At 65.1% G+C, this 17,913-nt stretch carries 17 protein-coding genes and 1 other RNA gene; 14 read left to right on the top strand and 4 right to left on the bottom strand.

Going from position 1 to position 17,913, the window contains the following annotated elements; translation table 11 throughout:
• Positions 1-2 precede the first annotated feature (2 nt).
• Entirely contained in the window at positions 3-1,724 is a 1,722-nt protein-coding gene (locus XCSCFBP4642_RS0111030; RefSeq protein WP_029219830.1) for an EAL domain-containing protein, read from the top strand.
• A 127-nt stretch (positions 1,725-1,851) separates the two neighbouring features.
• On the opposite strand, the gene XCSCFBP4642_RS0111025 is transcribed toward XCSCFBP4642_RS0111030, so the two are convergent.
• Positions 1,852-3,078 (bottom strand): ATP-binding protein, encoded by a 1,227-nt coding sequence (locus XCSCFBP4642_RS0111025; RefSeq protein WP_029219829.1) that lies wholly within the window; start codon positions 3,076-3,078, stop codon positions 1,852-1,854.
• Positions 3,079-3,211: 133 nt separating this feature from the next.
• On the opposite strand from XCSCFBP4642_RS0111025, the gene XCSCFBP4642_RS26955 reads away from it, so the two are divergent.
• A non-coding RNA gene (locus tag XCSCFBP4642_RS26955) (sX9 sRNA) lies at positions 3,212-3,288 on the top strand.
• Between the two features lie 485 nt (positions 3,289-3,773).
• On the opposite strand, the gene XCSCFBP4642_RS0111020 is transcribed toward XCSCFBP4642_RS26955, so the two are convergent.
• The 3 genes from XCSCFBP4642_RS0111020 to flgA form a co-directional block, all read right to left on the bottom strand.
• Positions 3,774-4,106 (bottom strand): flagella protein, encoded by a 333-nt coding sequence (locus tag XCSCFBP4642_RS0111020; protein WP_029219828.1) that lies wholly within the window; start codon positions 4,104-4,106, stop codon positions 3,774-3,776.
• A gap of 14 nt (positions 4,107-4,120) precedes the next feature.
• Positions 4,121-4,432 carry a flagellar biosynthesis anti-sigma factor FlgM gene (flgM, locus tag XCSCFBP4642_RS0111015; RefSeq protein ID WP_014503328.1) on the bottom strand — a complete coding sequence of 104 codons (312 nt, stop codon included), beginning with the start codon at positions 4,430-4,432 and terminating at the stop codon, positions 4,121-4,123.
• A gap of 66 nt (positions 4,433-4,498) precedes the next feature.
• Complete coding sequence (gene flgA, locus XCSCFBP4642_RS0111010) at positions 4,499-5,143, bottom strand: flagellar basal body P-ring formation chaperone FlgA (protein ID WP_029219827.1); 645 nt, start codon at positions 5,141-5,143, stop codon at positions 4,499-4,501.
• Between the two features lie 338 nt (positions 5,144-5,481).
• Between flgA and XCSCFBP4642_RS0111005 the strand changes: the two genes are divergently transcribed.
• From XCSCFBP4642_RS0111005 to flgL, 12 genes are all read left to right on the top strand, one after another.
• Positions 5,482-6,426: a chemotaxis protein CheV gene (locus XCSCFBP4642_RS0111005; RefSeq protein ID WP_029219826.1), complete on the top strand. Its 945-nt coding sequence runs from the start codon at positions 5,482-5,484 to the stop codon at positions 6,424-6,426.
• A 319-nt stretch (positions 6,427-6,745) separates the two neighbouring features.
• Positions 6,746-7,147 carry a flagellar basal body rod protein FlgB gene (gene flgB / locus XCSCFBP4642_RS0111000; protein ID WP_029219825.1) on the top strand — a complete coding sequence of 134 codons (402 nt, stop codon included), beginning with the start codon at positions 6,746-6,748 and terminating at the stop codon, positions 7,145-7,147.
• Between the two features lie 3 nt (positions 7,148-7,150).
• Positions 7,151-7,558 carry a flagellar basal body rod protein FlgC gene (flgC, locus tag XCSCFBP4642_RS0110995; RefSeq protein WP_029219824.1) on the top strand — a complete coding sequence of 136 codons (408 nt, stop codon included), beginning with the start codon at positions 7,151-7,153 and terminating at the stop codon, positions 7,556-7,558.
• Positions 7,559-7,592: 34 nt separating this feature from the next.
• The gene (locus XCSCFBP4642_RS0110990; RefSeq protein ID WP_029219823.1) at positions 7,593-8,258 is read left to right on the top strand and encodes a flagellar hook assembly protein FlgD; all 666 of its coding nucleotides are present in this window, start codon (positions 7,593-7,595) and stop codon (positions 8,256-8,258) included.
• A 31-nt stretch (positions 8,259-8,289) separates the two neighbouring features.
• Positions 8,290-9,513 carry a flagellar hook protein FlgE gene (gene flgE, locus XCSCFBP4642_RS0110985; RefSeq protein ID WP_029219822.1) on the top strand — a complete coding sequence of 408 codons (1,224 nt, stop codon included), beginning with the start codon at positions 8,290-8,292 and terminating at the stop codon, positions 9,511-9,513.
• 144 nt (positions 9,514-9,657) lie between these two features.
• Positions 9,658-10,413, top strand: coding sequence for a flagellar basal-body rod protein FlgF (gene flgF / locus XCSCFBP4642_RS0110980; RefSeq protein WP_029219821.1), 756 nt, complete (start codon positions 9,658-9,660; stop codon positions 10,411-10,413).
• A gap of 412 nt (positions 10,414-10,825) precedes the next feature.
• Positions 10,826-11,611 (top strand): flagellar basal-body rod protein FlgG, encoded by a 786-nt coding sequence (flgG, locus tag XCSCFBP4642_RS0110975; RefSeq protein ID WP_029219820.1) that lies wholly within the window; start codon positions 10,826-10,828, stop codon positions 11,609-11,611.
• 38 nt (positions 11,612-11,649) lie between these two features.
• Positions 11,650-12,342 carry a flagellar basal body L-ring protein FlgH gene (gene flgH, locus XCSCFBP4642_RS0110970; protein ID WP_016901722.1) on the top strand — a complete coding sequence of 231 codons (693 nt, stop codon included), beginning with the start codon at positions 11,650-11,652 and terminating at the stop codon, positions 12,340-12,342.
• A gap of 10 nt (positions 12,343-12,352) precedes the next feature.
• Positions 12,353-13,471, top strand: a complete 1,119-nt coding sequence (locus XCSCFBP4642_RS0110965; protein ID WP_029219819.1) for a flagellar basal body P-ring protein FlgI — start codon at positions 12,353-12,355, stop codon at positions 13,469-13,471.
• A 1-nt stretch (position 13,472) separates the two neighbouring features.
• Positions 13,473-14,651 carry a flagellar assembly peptidoglycan hydrolase FlgJ gene (locus tag XCSCFBP4642_RS0110960; RefSeq protein ID WP_029219818.1) on the top strand — a complete coding sequence of 393 codons (1,179 nt, stop codon included), beginning with the start codon at positions 13,473-13,475 and terminating at the stop codon, positions 14,649-14,651.
• An 11-nt stretch (positions 14,652-14,662) separates the two neighbouring features.
• Complete coding sequence (gene flgK / locus XCSCFBP4642_RS0110955) at positions 14,663-16,537, top strand: flagellar hook-associated protein FlgK (RefSeq protein ID WP_029219817.1); 1,875 nt, start codon at positions 14,663-14,665, stop codon at positions 16,535-16,537.
• Positions 16,537-17,742, top strand: a complete 1,206-nt coding sequence (flgL, locus tag XCSCFBP4642_RS0110950; protein WP_029219816.1) for a flagellar hook-associated protein FlgL — start codon at positions 16,537-16,539, stop codon at positions 17,740-17,742. The genes flgK and flgL overlap by 1 nt, the downstream gene beginning before the upstream one ends.
• Positions 17,743-17,913: the final 171 nt, after the last annotated feature.

Raw genomic sequence — 17,913 nt, 5'->3', positions numbered from 1 at the left:
TCATGTGGAGCCCCGTGATCCCGCCCGGACTGGAAATCGTCAAACCGACACGCCTGGGCGCAGGCAATCCCGAATTGCTGCATCTGGTCGACGCCGCCGCCTCCGGCGGCCAGCCATTGATGATCTTCCACGTCGACATCGACCACTTCGCCTCGATCAACGAGAACATGAGTGGCGAAGTCGGCGACCAGGCGCTGACCCTGGCCGCACGCCGCCTGCAGGAGTTCCTGGGCAGCCGCGGCAAGTTGTGGCGCCACGGCAGCGACGAAATGATCATTGTGGCGGTGCGCCGCGACGACATGCCACTGCCGGAGGATTTTGCCGAGGAGGTCCGCCAGCAGCTGGAATTGCCGCTGTCGGTGCTGCCGTACACGCTGTTCATGACCGGCAAGGTCGGCATCAGCCTGTGTCCGGAGCACTCCACCTCGCTGTCCACGCTGCTGGATTACGCCGAGGAAGCCAGCTACCAGGCTGCGCGCGAAGGCGGCAATACGGTGCGGCTGTACACGCGCAACTCCGCCACCAACGCGCATAGCGAAAGCATCATTGCGCGGCAGATCGTCGATGCCATTCCGCATGGCGAGCTGCGCCTGCGTTATCAGCCGCTGGTGAGCGCCCGTGACGGCCGCATCGTCGGCATGGAAGCGCTGCTGCGCTGGCAATCGCCCACCCTGGGCATGCTGGTGCCGGAGCGCTTCATGCGCACCGCCGAACGACTGGGCGTGATCGTGCAGATCGGCGAGTGGGTGCTGCAGAACGCGGTGCGCCAGGCGCGGTTATGGCGCGACCAGGGTTTCGACGATTTCAGCATTGCGGTGAACGTCTCCACGCTGCAGCTGTTGCGCCCGGGCTTTTTCAACGAAGTGATGGCGATGCTGCAGACCGCAGGCGTGCCGGCGCAGTTCGTGACCCTGGAGATCAACGAAAGCGCGTTGACCAACAATGTCAACTTCGTCCACGAAACGATGGCCAACCTGCGCAATGAAGGCATCAGCCTGAGCCTGGACAACTTCGGTACCGGCGATTCCAGCCTAAGCGCGCTGGTGCGCTACCCGGTAGACCGGCTGAAGATCGACCGTAGCTTCATCAAGAGCGCACCGGCCGGCAGCCGCGAGGCGGCGATCGCGCGCGCCATCATCGCCATGGGCCATCAGCTGGGCATGACGGTGATCGCCAATGGCGTGGAATCGCAGGCGCAGCTGGGCTTTTTGCGGCGCAACGATTGCGACATCTTCCAGGGGTATCTGTTCGGCGAACCGATGTCGGCCGAGTCGGCCGGCATGGCGTTGCGCCGGCGCTACCTGCGCCCGGAATCGTTCGCCGAAAGCCGCCCCGACCGCACCCTGCTGCTGCTGGACGACGAAGAGAACGTGCTGCGCTCGCTGGTGCGCCTGTTCCGCCGCGACGGCTACCGGATTCTGGCGGCAGGCAACGTGCGCGACGCCTTCGACCTGCTGGCCACCAACGATGTGCAGGTGATCCTTTCGGACCAGCGCATGAGCGACATGAGCGGCACCGAGTTCCTGGGCCGGGTCAAGATGCTCTACCCCGACACCGTGCGTCTGGTGCTGTCCGGTTACACGGACCTGGCTACCGTCACCGAGGCGATCAACCGCGGCGCGATCTACCGCTTCCTGACCAAGCCCTGGAACGACGACGAACTGCGCGAGCATATTCGTCAGGCATTCCGCACGCATGACGAACTGCGTAACGGCCGGGAATAGGGATTGGGGATTCGGGATTGGTTAGAAGCGGGCTCTTGCATCGTTGCGCCAGATGGCGCGGTGATCAATGGCAACAGCGACGCCCGCTGTTGCGAATCCCAAATCCCGAATAACGAATCCCGGCACGTCAGCGCGGCTGCCGGATCGGCAACACGATCCTGAAACTGGCGCCCTGCCCCGGGATGCTTTCCACGTCGATGCGGCCGTGGTGCTTGTTGATGATGCCGTAGGAGATCGACAGGCCCAGGCCGGTACCGCTGCCCACCGGCTTGGTGGTGAAGAACGGGTCGAAAATGCGCTGCAGCAGATCGGGGGCGATGCCGGCGCCACTGTCCTGGAACTGAATCCAGACGTTTTCTGCTTCATCGCGGCCGGTGGTGACGGTGATCGTGCCGCGTTCGACAATCGCCTGGCCGGCGTTGAGCAGCATGTTCATGTAGACCTGGTTGAGCTCGGACGGCAGGCATTCCACCAGCGGCAGCTCGGCGTAGTTGCGCTCCAGAGTCACTTTGTACTTGAGCTCGTTCCAGATGATGTTGATCGTGGATTCAAGGCCGGAATGCAGGTCCACCATCTTCCACGACTCGGAGCGGTCCGAGTACGAGAAGTCCTTGAGGTCGCGCACGATGCGGGTCACCCGCTCGATGCCTTCGCGCGATTCGGACATCAGCTGCGGCAGGTCGCGGCTGATGAAGTCGATGTCGGCACGGTTGCGGATTTCGTCGATTTCGGGAATCAACGCCTTCGGGTCTGGCGCCTGCAGCGCGCGCTCGTAAGCCTCGATCAGGGTAAACAGGCTGCGCAGATATTCCTGCAGGCTGCCGAGATTGGAGTGCACATAACCGATCGGATTATTGATCTCGTGCGCCACGCCAGCGGCCAGCTGGCCGATGGAGGCCATCTTTTCCGACTGCAGCAGTTTGTCCTGCGCGCCGTTCAGGCGCATATAGGCCTGGCGCAGCTCGGCGTGGCGTTGCTGCAACTCGCGCTCGTAATCCTGCTGACCTTCGATGTTGTGGAACAGCGCCAGAAAATGGCCCACGCCCTGCTCTTCGTTGTAGTACAGGTGCGCAATGACCACACGATCGGCCACCGGCAGGCTGCCGGTCCAGCTGCCCTTGCTGCGCGCCTGGTTCAACGCGTCCGACGGCAGCACCTGCGAAATCCGCTCGCCCAGGTTGCGGTCGTCGGCGGGATCTTCCTTGCACAGGCTCTGCCGCGCGACGGCGTTGGCCAGGATCAGCTGCCCGTCGGCGCGGAACAGCAGCACGCCCTCCAGCATCTGGTCGCCAAAGGCGCGCAACGTGGTCGAGGACGGCAACAATGTCTGATTGAGAAAAAACTTGGCGGTCACGGGACGAGGCGGCAGGAAGGACGCCTCAATATACGCCGAACCCCCAGGGCGCCATATCGCCACTTGGTCTTAGAGCGGCCAATACACCTACTGCGCGGCCGGCAGCCGGGCGTGGGCGGTGCCTGGAGTCGGCATGCACCGATCGGACACGCAGATCCGGAGTGCGTCGTCCACAGCCATCTGACGACTGCTCGCTACGTTCTGTTAGCGGCTCTTGGAGCAGCACGCAGGGAGGCTGCACGATCGGCAGGCGGACGCTGGCGGGATCAATTCGCCGCGTGCGCAGCGTGACCAGGACGCCCGTGCCTCAGACAGGCGGGCACGACCGCTGCATCACAATGCGTGTCTGGAGATGGATGGCGCTGACTGCACGCCGTCCGTTCCGGGCAAATGCGGACCAAGGCCTAACCGAAACGCCCGCAGGAATGACCTCGGCTCTGGCCTCCTCAAGATCCCGGCCGACTTAGGGAAACTCTGAACAACTCCCCCTGATCCTGCGACAATCGCACAGAGGCACCAGGACGATGACGATGCAACTGACCTTCGGCGACGCGGAGTACAACAGCAAGCGNGCCGAAAACGGCAAAAAACCGGGGGTTTGAGCGCCCTCAGCGCGGCGGATGTGGCGTGTTTCGTTTTCCGGCTGCGTTGATCAGACCATCCTTAGCGCGCGCCATTGGCGCAGCGCAGGCAGGTCAGGCAACGGCCAGCGAACGTCCGCCGCGCAGCACGCTGGATTGGCCCTTGGCGTCGTACGACGGCCCACTCTCGGTCCGGCCCAGGTGACGCAACGCCCAGTTCACTTCACGGCGGCGGCGGGCCAGCAGCGCGCCATTGGCACGGTTGGCTTCAGCCAGCTCGCGCAGGCGCTCTTCCTGGCCTTCGGGCATTGCCGCTTCCAGGCCGCGCAGCGCAGACAGCTTGTCCTGCGTGTGCCGCATCAACCCATCGATGTCGTTCTCGAGTAATGCCTGGCGTTCGCCGGCCAGCGCATCGCTGAGACGTTGCAGGAACTCGTTCACGCTCATCCTTTCAGTCGGGATCAACCCGCCAGTTGCTGATTCAGATCCATCATGCGGCTGGCGATGGCATCCGGGTTGATGGAGTAGCTGCCGTTCTGCAACGCATCCTTCACGGCCTGGACGCGACCGGTGTCGATCGCCGAGGACTGCGAAAGCTCGCGCTGCAGGTTCTGCAGGTTGGTCGCCTCGCCGGTCAGCTTGACGCTGTCGGTGGGCGGGGTAGCGGCAACCGGGGACGCGCGATCTTCGCCGGCCGAGGCGATCTTGCTGCTGGTGGCCGCGGTACGAAGGGTGGCAGCGGTCGGTAGATTGCCTTCAATTTTCTGGGTCATGTCAGGAACTCCTCTACAGGTCGTAGGGGATAACGGCACCCAGAAAAAAAACTTTATAGCAATTTTTTATCTGGAGACCACAACGGTTCCGCTCGCTTCAACAATCCCCTGCACCACCCGCCGTGACGAGGAATTTTCCACCGAAACCCGCTCGTTTTCCCCGGCATCGGAGAGTGCGCGACCGCTCATGCGCACCTCCAGACCGCCGTTGCGCGCCACCAGCGGGACGGTGTCGCCGCGCCGCACCAGCCGCTGCGTCACCAGATCGTTGGCCGAGAGCAGCGAGCCGGCCGGCAGGACGCGGCGGGCGGACTTGCCCACTGCGGCCACCGGGTCGGCCAGCACCGCACCGACGATGCGGGCGGCGTCACGCTTCTCGATACTGATATCGGCCAGCGAGATGGTTTCTCCAGCGCTGATGCCGCGGCGCAGCACCAGCACGTCCTGATTGCGGCGCACCTTTAGCGGCACGAACAGGCGCCAGCCGGCCGGCTGCGGGCAGGCCACTTCCACCGTGTTGGTCCCGGTGGGCTGGGCCTGCAACGCGATCGGACAGGCCGGCATGCGCAGCCCCGGATCGAGCGTGGCCTCGGCTTCGGCATCGGGGCCCACGGTGGCCAGCGCCGCCGCACGGATGGAATCGACAGACTGATAGCTCTGGGCCCAGGCCGGAGCGGCAGCCAACAAGATGACGAGCAGGAGCAGGCGCATGGGACCAGATCCGGAAGAAGACGGGAACTGTCATGCAAGGGGTGTGCCGTTTTTCGGCCGGGATTTGGGATTCGGGATTTGGGATTCGCAAGGGCGGCCCTGTTGCTGATTGGTTTCCCCTCGCCACACACGGTCTCGGCACAGCGGCCTAACGACTAGCTGACGCACACCTTCCCTGATCCCAATCACCCAATCCGGCGCTTGAGCGAATCCCAATCCCGCCTCCCCAATCCCCGCTCTAAGACAAATCCCGAATCCCGAATCCCAAATCCCGACAGCGCCCCACGCCAACCGTAAAACCACTCAAGTTTTCCAAGGGCGCTGTCGATATCTGCCCCATGACCCACGATCTGCTCAACCGCATCGACCAGCGCACCCGACTGGCTGGCCACAATCGACTGGCCCTGCTGCTGTTCCGGCTGGGCGGACGCCAGCTTTTTGGCGTCAACGTCTTCAAGGTGCAGGAAGTGCTGCGCCGTCCGGAACTGTTCCAGGTACCGGGCCTGCCGAGCGAGTTCGCCGGCGTGGCCGACGTGCGCGGGCGCTCGGTGCCGGTGCTGGACCTGGGGCTGGCCATCGGCCACCCGGAACGCGATTCGCACTGCGAAAGCGGCCCAGGCTACCTGGTGGTGGCCGAGTTCAACCGCTCGGTTCAGGGCTTTCTGGTCAGCGGCGTGGAACGCATCGTCAATATCGCGGTGGAAGATATCCATCCACCGCCGGAACTCGGTGCCGAAGCCACTTATTTGACGGCGGTGACGCGCTTCCAGGGCGAACTGATCCAGGTCATCGACGTGGAAAGCGTGCTGGCCGACATCGCCAAGGTCAGCAAGGACGTGCAGCTGGATCCCTCGCTGCAGCTGGTGGCCTACGACCGCCAGTTCCAGGTGCTGGTGGTGGACGACTCGCGCGTGGCGCGCCAGCAGATCCGCAGCGTGCTCGACCAGCTCGGCGTCTCGGCCACGTTGTTGTCCGACGGTCGCCAGGCGCTGGATCACCTGCTGCAGGTAGCGGCATCGGGCGAAAATCCGGCCGACCGCTATGCCATGGTCATCTCCGACATCGAAATGCCGGCGATGGACGGCTACACGCTGACGACGGAAATCCGGCGCACGCCGGGCCTGCAGGGCCTGTACGTGCTGCTGCATACCTCGTTGTCGGGCGTGTTCAACAACGCCATGGTCGAGCAGGTCGGCGCCAACGCGTTTGTGGCCAAGTACAGCGCCCACGAGCTTGCCGACTACGTGCTGGCCCGCCTGAAGGTGGTTGCCGAAGCGGCCTGAGCACACGCTCGGGCCGTGCAGTCGATGGGCGCGAGCGGCCATCTCCAGCGCCTGTTCCCGCAAAAAGGCGTCTAGCGGCGCAATTGCAGCGGGGTGAGCACACCCGTCGCCAGGTCCTGCTTCCTGCCAGACAGTCTGGTCGGTCTGCAAGTTGCATGGCTAACAGCTGCAACTTCCCAGCGGGCAACCTACGTCGCAATCTCTGCCTACCAAGCCCGTCTTTCGGCTGCTCCGAGTGCCCTCCCGGCGCGGCCCCTATCCCACCTCGATTTGGCACAAACATTGCTTCCTCCCTGGCAACACCTCGCGGGAGAGCACCATGTCCAATCCCTTCTCGTCCTTTCTAGGCATCCACGGCGATGCTCTGCCGCTACGCGAGCAGCGCATGAAGCTCATTGCCAGCAATCTGAGCAACGTGGATACCCCTGGCTACAAGGCCAAGGACCTGAACTTCGAAGCCGCACTCAAGGCGGCCGAAGGCGTGCGTGACGGCACCCTGCTGCAGACCACCGACGCCAAGCACTACGAGATCGGCGGCAGCGCCGGGCTCAACCCGTTCCAGATCACCCGCGAAGCCGACCAGCCCAGCCTGGACGGCAATACCGTCGATCCGGACGCCGAACGTGCCGCCTACGGCCGCGCCGCGCTGGAATACCGCGCCTCGCTGAGCTTCCTCGAATCCAAGGTGCGCTCGATGCTCACCGCGATCACCGGCCAATAAGTCATGAGCAATCTTCCCATCTTCGATGTGGCCGGCTCGGCGCTGCACGCGCAGTCGGTCCGCCTGAGCACCATCGCTTCCAACCTGGCCAATGCCGACTCCGTCGCCGGCTCGGCCGAGGCGACCTACAAGCCGATCGAGCCGATCTTCCAGGCGCAGCAGAGCCGCCAGGACCCCAGCCTGACCTCGGTGAACGTCAAGGAGATCGCCACCACCAACGCGCCGCCGATCCGTCGCTACGAGCCCGGCCACCCGCTGGCCGATGCCGACGGTTACGTGTTCTCGCCCGACGTGGACCCGGTCTCGCAGATGGTCAACATGATTTCCGCCTCGCGCAATTACCAGGCCGGCGTGGAAATGCTCAATACCGCCAAGGAACTGGCGCTCGCGACCCTGACCATGGGTCGCTGACCCGTCCTAGCCCTTACCTAACGGAACACTCCAGATGAGCACGATCGGCAGCGATCTCTACAAAAGCCTCGGCCTGACCAGCAGCAGCACCGTCGCCAAGAAGGAAGAAGCGCTCGGCCAGGCCGACTTCCTCAAGTTGATGACCGAGCAGCTGCAGCACCAGGACCCGCTCAAACCAATGGAAAACAGCGCGTTCCTGGGCCAGCTGGCGCAGTTCTCCACCGTGCAGGGCATTGGCGACCTCAATACCAAGGTCGGCAACTTCTCCGATTCGATGAACGCCGACCAGGTGCTCAAGGGCGCCGCGCTGGTCGGGCATAACGTGCTGGTGCCGTCGGCGCAGGTCGCCATCGATGCCACCGGCTCGGCCAAGGGTGTGGTCGCCGCGACCTCGGCGGGCATCGTCAATTTCGAAATCACCGACGCCAACGGCACCTTCGTCAAGCAGCTGAGCGTGCCCGCCGACGCCGCCGGCGAGGTCTCGTTCGCCTGGGATGGCACCGACGCCAACGGCAACCGCATGGCCGCCGGCAAATACGGCATCACCGCAACGCAAACCGACACCGCCGGTGCCAAGAGCAAATTGTCCACCTATGTCGATGCACCGGTGGACAGCGTCACGATCGGCTCGGACGGCCTGTATCTCAACCTGACCGGGCTAGGCACTTCCCCGCTCGCCAACGTGCTCCGCGTCAGCTGAGCCGGCAACCGACACTCAAAGGACCTCATCCATGGCTTTCAATACCTCGTTGTCCGGCATCAACGCAGCCAATGCCGATCTGAACGTCACCTCCAACAACATCGCCAACGTCAATACGACCGGGTTCAAGGAATCGCGCGCCGAGTTTGCCGACATGTTCCAGAGCACCAGCTATGGCCTGTCGCGTAACGCGGTGGGTTCGGGCGTGCGGGTCAGCAACGTGGCGCAGCAGTTCTCGCAGGGCAATATCGACCCGACCGGGCGCAGCCTGGACCTGGCGGTCTCCGGCGAGGGCTTTTTCACCGTCTCATCCAACGGCGCCAAGATGTACACCCGCGCCGGCAATTTCCAGACCGATTCCAACGGCTATGTGATCAACCCGCAGGGCGCGCGCCTGCAGGTATTTGCGCCCAATCCCAGCGGCAATGGCTTCGACGTCGGCCGCCTGTCGGACCTGCAGCTGCTGACCACCGACAGCCCGCCCAAGTCCACCTCCACGGTCAACCTGGCCTTCACCCTGCCCGGCAACGCCACCGCGCCGACAGTGACCCCGTTCAGCCCGGCCGACGACAAGACCTATAGCCACTCCACCGGCGGCATCAACGTCTACGACTCGCTGGGCGTCAGCCATGTGCAGACCTCGTACTTCGTCAAGACCGCCAACCCGAACGAATGGCAGGTGCACAACTACGTGGACGGCGCCGCGGTCGGTGCCCCCACCACGCTGCAATTCTCCGACACCGGCTCGCTGACCACCCCGGCCAATGGCATCATCGCGATGGACCCGTTCACCCCGAGCACCGGCGCCGGCGTGTTGAACATGCAGCTCAACGTCAGCGGCTCCACCCAGTATGGCGAAGCCTTCGCCCTGCGCGACACCCGCCAGGACGGCTACGCCAGCGGCAAGCTCAACGAGATCAGCATCGATACCAGCGGCGTGGTGTTCGCACGCTACTCCAACGGCGCCGACAAGCCGCTGGGCCAGGTGTCGCTGGCCAGCTTCGTCAACCCACAGGGCCTGCAGTCGCAGGGCAACAACATGTGGGCCGAAAGCTACACCTCCGGCGCCGCCCGCGTAGGCGCACCGGACACTTCGGACCTGGGCCAGATCGAATCCGGCTCGCTGGAAGCCTCCACGGTGGACCTGACCGAGCAGTTGGTGAACATGATCGTGGCCCAGCGCAACTTCCAGGCCAATTCGCAGATGATCTCGACCCAGGATCAGGTCACCCAGACGATCATCAATATTCGTTAAGAGCCGGGAGTGGTGATTGGGGATTAGGGATTCGCAAACGCTGGTATCACGTCCATCGGATGCCAGCCCGCGGCCCTAACCTCACCGCCAGTCACAGCCCGCTTTTACGAATCCCAAATCCCGAATCTCAAATCTCGGTGCCCCATGGACAAAGCCCTCTACGTCGCAATGACCGGTGCCCGCGCCTCCCTGCAGGCGCAGAGCACCGTGTCGCACAACCTTGCCAACGTCGATACGGTGGGATTCAAGGCCGCGTTGGCCAATACCGAGGCCTTCAAGATCCAGGGCGAGGGCTATCCGTCGCGGATCGATGCGCTGCACGTGGACCAGGGCTTCGATCGCAGCCAGGGCCATCAGAAGGTGACCGGCAACCCGCTGGATGTGTCGCTGCAGCAGGACCGCTGGCTGGCGGTGCAGTCGCCCGACGGCAGCGAAGCCTATACCCGCAACGGCGAACTGGCGCTCACCGCCAATGGCCAGCTGGTCACCGCCAACGGGCACGCGGTGCTGGATGAAGGCGGCAACCCGATGACCATCCCGCCGCACCAGGCGATGGAGATCGGCAGCGACGGCAGCATTTCCATCATTCCGCAGGGCGAAGGCCCGCAGACCATGGCCATCGTCGGCAAGATGAAGGTGGTCGATGCCCCCGCCGACCGTTTGACGCGGCGCCCCGACGGGCTGATGCGCAACACCAGCACCGACCCGGCGCAGGCGTTTGCGGTGGCCACCGGCAAGACCATCAACAGCGGCATGCTGGAGGGCAGCAACGTGGATGCGGCCGGCGCGCTGGTGGAGATGATTCAGCTGCAGCGGCAGTTCGAAATGCAGGTCAAGATCATCAAGAACGGCGACGACAATGCGCAATCGGCCAATTCGTTGTTGCGGGTGAGCGGCTAAGCGCCACTGGCGCCCACTGCCGCACCGCCGGTTGGCTTGCCGCGCTGCCGAGCACCTGGATGGCGGCCGCCCAGGGGACGTGGCTCGCGTTGACTCCTGCGGTCTCGCAAGTGGTTCGTACGCGGTTGACGCTGACTACCCAACCCGAGCAACAAGTAGCTTTTCACACGACCACCGATTCACTCTCTGGTGCGGTGGCCTCGCCGATTGCGGGACCGTGTGGCGGCATGGATGCCACCACTTCCGCTTAGCCGCTGCCCACCCGCCGCCAGCCTGCCGCGCGCAGGCCGTCGCGTCCGCTTCACGTAATCAAGCGCACAGCCGGCAGAAATCCGACGCGGCTTTGGCACGGCACGTGCATATACCCACCCGTACCCGGAACACATCCCCGGGTCTAACGAGGAATCGGGTCATGAATCAGGCTTTGTGGGTCGCTAAAACCGGACTGGATGCGCAGCAGACGCGCATGTCGGTCATTTCCAACAACCTGGCCAATACCAATACCACCGGCTTCAAGCGCGACCGTGCCGCGTTCGAAGACCTGTTGTACCAACAGGTGCGTGCGCCGGGCGGTTCCACCTCCGCGCAGACGCAGCTGCCGACCGGCCTGCAGTTGGGCACCGGCGTGCGCGTGGTCTCCACGTTCAAGGGCTTCGATCAGGGCAGCCAGCAGCAGACCGGCCGCGCGTTGGACGTGATGGTCAACGGCCGCGGCTTCTTCGAAGTGCAGATGCCCGACGGCACCTCCGCCTACACCCGCGACGGCACCTTCCAGATCAACGCCCAGGGCGAACTGGTCACCAACAGCGGTTACCCGCTGCAGCCGGGCATCCAGATCCCCGAAGGCGCGCAGTCGCTGACCATCGGCAACGACGGCACCATCAGCGTGACCCTGGCCGGGCAGGCCGCCGCGCAGGAAATCGGCGCGCTCACGCTGACCGACTTCATCAACCCCTCGGGTCTGCAGGCCAAGGGCGAAAACCTGTTCGTCGAGACCACCGCTTCGGGCCCCGCGCAGAACGGCAGCCCCGGTCTCAACGGCCTGGGCACCACCGTGCAGGGCGCACTGGAAGGCAGCAACGTCAATACCGTGGAAGAGCTGGTGAGCATGATCGAAACCCAGCGCGCCTACGAAATGAACGCCAAGGCCATCTCCACCACCGACTCGATGCTCGGTTACTTGAACAACAACGTCTGATCGGCTCGCCGCCCGTCGTCCTCTCAGGAACTTATGCCATGTCACGCCTGCCCTCTCTCTCCTCCCTGTGCCTCGCCATTGCCTGCAGCGCGCTGCTGGGTGGCTGCGTGGCTGCCGGCGATGTGCGGCCGTTCGCCGAACTGGCGCCGATCGTGCCGGTGGTCGCACCGGTGGCGCAGCCGACTGCCGGCGCCATCTACGCCGCCGGCCCGAGCCTGAATCTGTATGGCGACCGTCGCGCCCGCGATGTCGGCGATCTGCTGACGGTGAACCTGGTGGAAAGCACCACCGCCTCGTCCACCGCCAATACCAGCATCAGCAAGAAGGACGCGACCACCATGGCCGCGCCGACGCTGCTGGGCGCCCCGCTCACCGTCGGTGGTTTGAATGTGCTGCAAAACTCGCTGAGCGGCGATCGCAGCTTCGATGGCAAGGGCAACACCGCGCAGAGCAACCGCATGCAGGGCAGCGTGACCGTCACCGTGATGCAGCGCCTGCCCAACGGCAACCTGGTGATCCAGGGCCAGAAGAACCTGCGCCTGACCCAGGGCGACGAACTGGTGCAGGTGCAAGGCATCGTGCGCGCCGCCGACATCGCCCCGGACAACACCGTGCCCTCGAGCAAGGTGGCCGACGCCCGCATCGCCTACGGCGGCCGCGGCGCGATCGCGCAATCCAACGCGATGGGCTGGCTGAGCCGCTTCTTCAATTCCCGTCTGTCGCCCTACTGAGCCTGCGACCATGAACCTGTCTTCCCTGCCCTTCCGTCTGCTCGCTGCCGCCGTTGCGCTGTGCGCGATCGCCGCGCCGGCCAGTGCCGAACGCATCAAGGATCTTGCCCAGGTCGGTGGCGTGCGCGGCAATGCGCTGGTCGGCTACGGCCTGGTGGTCGGCCTGGATGGCAGCGGCGACCGCACCAGCCAGGCGCCTTTCACCGTGCAGAGCCTGAAGAACCTGCTTGGCGAGCTGGGCGTCAATGTTCCGGCGAACGTCAACCCGCAGCTGAAGAATGTCGCGGCCGTGGCCATCCACGCCGAACTGCCGCCGTTCGCCAAGCCCGGCCAGCCGATCGACATCACCGTCTCCTCGATCGCCAACGCGGTCTCGCTGCGTGGCGGCTCGCTGCTGATGGCGCCGCTGAAAGGCGCCGACGGCCAGGTCTATGCAATGGCCCAGGGCAACCTGGTGGTCGGTGGCTTCGGTGCGCAGGGCAAGGATGGGTCGCGCGTGTCGGTCAACGTGCCCAGCGTCGGCCGCATTCCCAATGGCGCCACGGTCGAGCGCGCGCTGCCGGACGTGTTTGCCGGCAGCGGCGAAATCACCCTGAACCTGCGCCAGAACGACTTCACCACCGTCTCGCGCATGGTCGCGGCCATCGACAACAGCTTCGGCGCCGGCACCGCGCGTGCGGTCGATGGCGTCACCGTGGCGGTGCGCTCGCCGACCGACCCGGGTGCGCGCATCGGCCTGCTGTCGCGGCTGGAAAATGTCGAGCTTTCGCCCGGCGACGCACCGGCCAAGGTGGTGGTCAATGCACGTACCGGCACGGTGGTGATCGGCCAGCTGGTGCGGGTGATGCCGGCCGCCATTGCGCATGGCTCGCTCACCGTCACCATCAGCGAAAACACCAATGTCAGCCAGCCGGGCGCCTTCAGCGGCGGGCGCACTGCAGTGACCCAGCAGTCGACCATCACGGCCACCTCCGAAGGCAGCCGCATGTTCAAGTTCGAAGGCGGCACCACGCTCGACCAGATCGTTCGCGCGGTCAACGAGGTCGGCGCGGCTCCCGGCGACCTGGTCGCCATCCTGGAAGCCCTGAAGCAGGCTGGCGCGCTGACGGCGGAGCTGGAGGTGATCTGACATGCGTATCGCAGCCTCGCCCATTGATCTCAACCCGAGCACCAAGGCCGATCCAGCAAAGATCGACAAGGTCTCCCGTCAGCTCGAAGGCCAGTTCGCGCAGATGCTGGTCAAGAGCATGCGCGATGCGAGCTCCGGCGACCCGATGTTTCCGGGCGAAAACCAGATGTTCCGCGAGATGTACGACCAGCAGATGGCCAAGGCGCTGACCGACGGCAAGGGCCTGGGCCTGTCGGCGATGATCTCCAAGCAGCTGAGCGGCGACACCGGCGGCCCGGCGTTGAATACCTCGTTGAACACCGCCGAGGCCGCCAAGGCGTACGCCCTGGTTGCCGGCAAGCGCGACGCCTCGTTGCCGCTGCCGAGCCGCGATGGCGCGGCGACCGGCGTCGGCGCAAGCACCGGCAGCGCTGCAGGCATCGGCGCAGGCAACCTGAGCGGGATCGGCATGAGCCAGGTGCTGGACCTGATCGCCGGGCGCACCGGCAGCAGCGAGGCCGGTGGCGACGATGCGGGCGCACTGAGCTGGCCGTCGGCCAACGACCGCTGGGCAGATGTAGCTGCCAGCGACGCGGCCGACGCCAATGCTGCAGTCAATGCGAGCGCCGCCAGCAGCGCGGCGGCCAGCCTGGGCGAGCGCACCCCGGAAGGCTTCGTCGCCAAGATCTGGACGCATGCACAGAAGGCTGCGCGCGAACTGGGCGTGGACCCCCGCGCGCTGGTGGCGCAGGCCGCGCTGGAAACCGGCTGGGGCCGTCGCGGCATCGGCAACGGCGGCGATTCCAACAACCTGTTCGGCATCAAGGCCACCGGCTGGAACGGAGCTAAGGTCACCACCGGCACCCACGAATACGTCAACGGCGTCAAAACCACCGAAACCGCGGATTTCCGCGCCTATGGCTCGGCCGAGGAAAGCTTTGCCGACTACGTACGCCTGCTGAAGAACAACAGCCGTTACCAGGGCGCGCTGCAGGCCGGCACCGATATCCGCGGTTTTGCACGCGGCTTGCAACAGGCTGGCTACGCCACCGATCCGGGCTATGCAGCCAAGATCGCGGCGATCGCCAACGGTCCGACCATCGAGCGTGCGGTGGCCGCCATCGGCAATGCGGCGGCCGACCTGTCCAACCGCTACGCCAGTACCGCCGAGCCGGCCGGACTCGGCACCATCCGCCGCTGAGGTAAACGCTCATGTCCATCATGTCCACCGGGACCAGCGCGCTGATCGCCTTCCAACGGGCGTTGTCGACCGTTAGCCATAACGTCGCCAACATCAATACCGAAGGTTACAGCCGCCAACGCGTGGAATTCGCAACGCGCACGCCCACCGATATGGGCTACGCATTCGTGGGCAATGGCGCCAAGATCACCGATGTGGGCCGGGTGGCCGACCAGCTGGCCATCTCGCGCCTGCTCGACAGCGGCGGCGAACTCTCGCGCCTGCAGCAGCTGTCCTCGCTGTCCAACCGCGTGGACGCGCTCTACTCCAACACTGCCACCAACGTCGCCGGGCTGTGGTCGAATTTTTTCGACTCCACCAGCGCGGTGTCGTCCAATGCGTCCTCCACCGCCGAGCGGCAGAGCATGCTCGACAGCGGTAATTCGCTGGCCACGCGCTTCAAGCAGCTCAACGGGCAGATGGACAGCCTGAGCAACGAGGTCAACAGCGGGTTGACGTCCTCGGTGGACGAAGTCAACCGTTTGACACAGCAGATCGCCAAGATCAACGGCACCATCGGCAACAGCGCGGCCAACGCGTCGCCGGACATGCTGGACCAGCGCGACGCGCTGGTGAGCAAGCTGGTGGGTTACACCGGCGGCACCGCGGTGATGCAGGACGGCGGCTTCATGAATGTCTTCACCGCCGGTGGTCAGGCGCTGGTGGTGGGCACCACCTCGTCCAAGCTCACCACCGTCGCCGACCCGTACCAACCGACCAAGCTGCAGGTGGCGATGCAGACTCAGGGGCAGAACGTCAGCCTCAGCGCCAATTCGTTGGGCGGCCAGATCGGCGGCCTGCTGGAATTCCGCAGCAGCGTGCTGGAGCCGACCCAGGCCGAGCTGGGCCGCCTGGCCGTGGGCATGGCCAGCACCTTCAACGCCGGCCACGCGCAGGGTATGGACCTGTACGGCGCGATGGGCGGCAACTTCTTCAACATCGGCTCGCCCACCACCGCCGCCAATCCGGGCAACACCGGCAGCGCGTCGCTGACCGCCAGCTTCAGCAACATGTCGGCGGTGGACGGGCAGAACGTCACGCTCAGCTTCGACGGCACCGCGTGGAAGGCCACCAGCGCCAGCACCGGCGCCGCCGTGCCGATGACCGGCACCGGCACCGCGACCAACCCGCTGGTGCTCAATGGCGTGAGCATGGTGGTGGGCGGCACGCCCGCCAGCGGCGACAAGTTCCTGCTGCAGCCTACCGCTGGCCTGGCCGGAACGCTGTCGGTGGCCATCACCGACCCGTCGCGCATTGCCGCGGCAACGCCGGTCAAGGCCACCGCCACCGTCGCCAACCTGGGCTCGGGCAAGATCAGCGACGTCAAGGTCACCAATGCGCAGAACCCGGCGCTGCTGACCCCGTCGTCGGTGGAGTTCATCGACGCCAATCAATACACCATCGATGGCGCCGGTCCGTTCGCTTACACCGCCGGGCAGACCATCAGCGCCAACGGCTGGAGCTTCGCGCTGGATGGCGCGCCCAAGGCCGGCGACACCTTCGGCGTCGGCCCAATGGGCGCCGGCTCCAGCGACAACGGCAATGCCAAGCTGCTGGCCAAGATCGACGATGCCAAAGCGCTCAGCGGCGGCACCGTCACGCTCAACGGGGCGCTGTCGGGCCTGACCACCTCGGTGGGTTCGGCCGCGCGTGCGGCCGACTACGCCGCCGACGCGCAGAAGGTCATCGACGACCAGGCGCAGGCCAGCCGCGATTCGATTTCCGGCGTCAACCTCGATGAGGAAGCCGCCAACATGCTCAAGCTGCAGCAGGCCTATCAGGCCGCCGCACAGATGATCTCCACCGCCGACACCATCTTCCAAGCCATCCTGGGTGCCGTACGCTGATGACCGACCGTATCTCCACCAGCATGATGTACAGCCAGTCGGTCGCCTCGATGGGGGCCAAGCAGGCGCGGCTGAACCAGCTCGAATCGCAGCTGTCCAGCGGCCAGCGCCTGGTCACCGCCAAGGACGATCCGGTCGCCGCCGGCACCGCGGTTGGTCTGGATAGAGCGCTGGCCGCGATCACCCGTTTCGGCGAAAACGCCAACAACGTGCAGAACCGTCTTGGACTGCAGGAAAACGCGCTCGCGCAGGCCGGCGACAAAATGGCGCGCGTCACCGAATTGACGGTGCAGGCCAACAACTCCTCGCTCAGTCCGGACGACCGCAAGGCGATCGCCTCCGAGCTGGTCGCCCTGCGTGACAGCATGGTCAGTCTGGCCAACAGCACCGACGGCACCGGGCGCTACCTGTTCGGCGGTACCGCCGACGGCAGCGCGCCCTTCATCAAGAGCAACGGCAACGTCACCTACAACGGCGACCAGACCCAGAAGCGGGTGGAAGTGGCACCGGACACCTTCGTCAGCGACGCCCTGCCCGGCAGCGAAATCTTCATGCGCATCCGCACCGGCGACGGCACCGTGGATGCGCGCGCCAACGCCGCCAATACCGGCACCGGGCTGTTGCTGGACTTCAGCCGCGATGCGAGCACCGGCAGCTGGAATGGCGGCAGCTACAGCGTGCAGTTCACCGCCGCCGACACCTACGAGGTGCGCGACAGCAGCAATGCGGTGGTCGGCAGCGGCACCTACAAGGACGGCCAAGACATCAACGCCGCCGGCGTGCGCATGCGCATCAGCGGCGCACCGGCGGCGGGCGACAGTTTCCAGATCGGCCCCTCCGGCACCAAGGACGTCTTTTCCACCATCGACGATCTGGTCGGCGCACTCAACTCCGACACGCTGACGCAACCGCAGAAGGCGGCCATGATCAACACGCTGCAGTCGTCGATGCGCGATATCGCCCAGGCCTCGTCGAAGATGATCGATGCGCGCGCCTCCGGCGGCGCGCAGCTGTCGGCGATCGACAACGCCAACTCCTTGCTCGAATCCAACGAAGTCACGCTCAAGACCACCCTGTCGTCGATCCGCGATCTGGATTACGCCTCGGCGATCGGGCAGTACCAGCTCGAGAAGGCCTCGTTGCAGGCCGCTCAAACGATTTTTCAGCAGATGCAGTCCTCGTCCTTGTTCAACCTGATCCGCTGATTTTGCAGCAGAAAACCTGCGTTTTGCTTCGCTCCTGCGCGTGAGTCCTTTGCACAGGCGGACGGAGTTTATTTTTTAAATTTACCTGATTAGCCCTGACCATCAGCCGCCTGTCGCAGGATCTGCGCCGCGCTGGGTGGATGCTGCTGTCACCTGAAGCCAACGAGGTGG

Source organism: Xanthomonas cassavae CFBP 4642 (genome assembly GCF_000454545.1).
GTDB lineage: Bacteria > Pseudomonadota > Gammaproteobacteria > Xanthomonadales > Xanthomonadaceae > Xanthomonas > Xanthomonas cassavae.
The sequence above is the reverse complement of the archived record's forward strand: the minus strand, read 5'-3'. Positions and strand labels throughout refer to the sequence as shown.

What these genes read in the sequence shown, in the direction of transcription:
- XCSCFBP4642_RS0111030 (WP_029219830.1), top strand. Translation starts at nt 3, where the DNA reads ATGTGGAGCCCCGTGATCCCGCCCGGACTGGAAATCGTCAAACCGACA.
- XCSCFBP4642_RS0111020 (WP_029219828.1), bottom strand. Translation starts at nt 4,106, where the DNA reads ATGAGCGTGAACGAGTTCCTGCAACGTCTCAGCGATGCGCTGGCCGGC.
- flgM (WP_014503328.1), bottom strand. Translation starts at nt 4,432, where the DNA reads ATGACCCAGAAAATTGAAGGCAATCTACCGACCGCTGCCACCCTTCGT.
- flgA (WP_029219827.1), bottom strand. Translation starts at nt 5,143, where the DNA reads ATGCGCCTGCTCCTGCTCGTCATCTTGTTGGCTGCCGCTCCGGCCTGG.
- XCSCFBP4642_RS0111005 (WP_029219826.1), top strand. Translation starts at nt 5,482, where the DNA reads ATGACCCACGATCTGCTCAACCGCATCGACCAGCGCACCCGACTGGCT.
- flgB (WP_029219825.1), top strand. Translation starts at nt 6,746, where the DNA reads ATGTCCAATCCCTTCTCGTCCTTTCTAGGCATCCACGGCGATGCTCTG.
- flgC (WP_029219824.1), top strand. Translation starts at nt 7,151, where the DNA reads ATGAGCAATCTTCCCATCTTCGATGTGGCCGGCTCGGCGCTGCACGCG.
- XCSCFBP4642_RS0110990 (WP_029219823.1), top strand. Translation starts at nt 7,593, where the DNA reads ATGAGCACGATCGGCAGCGATCTCTACAAAAGCCTCGGCCTGACCAGC.
- flgE (WP_029219822.1), top strand. Translation starts at nt 8,290, where the DNA reads ATGGCTTTCAATACCTCGTTGTCCGGCATCAACGCAGCCAATGCCGAT.
- flgF (WP_029219821.1), top strand. Translation starts at nt 9,658, where the DNA reads ATGGACAAAGCCCTCTACGTCGCAATGACCGGTGCCCGCGCCTCCCTG.
- flgG (WP_029219820.1), top strand. Translation starts at nt 10,826, where the DNA reads ATGAATCAGGCTTTGTGGGTCGCTAAAACCGGACTGGATGCGCAGCAG.
- flgH (WP_016901722.1), top strand. Translation starts at nt 11,650, where the DNA reads ATGTCACGCCTGCCCTCTCTCTCCTCCCTGTGCCTCGCCATTGCCTGC.
- XCSCFBP4642_RS0110965 (WP_029219819.1), top strand. Translation starts at nt 12,353, where the DNA reads ATGAACCTGTCTTCCCTGCCCTTCCGTCTGCTCGCTGCCGCCGTTGCG.
- XCSCFBP4642_RS0110960 (WP_029219818.1), top strand. Translation starts at nt 13,473, where the DNA reads ATGCGTATCGCAGCCTCGCCCATTGATCTCAACCCGAGCACCAAGGCC.
- flgK (WP_029219817.1), top strand. Translation starts at nt 14,663, where the DNA reads ATGTCCATCATGTCCACCGGGACCAGCGCGCTGATCGCCTTCCAACGG.
- flgL (WP_029219816.1), top strand. Translation starts at nt 16,537, where the DNA reads ATGACCGACCGTATCTCCACCAGCATGATGTACAGCCAGTCGGTCGCC.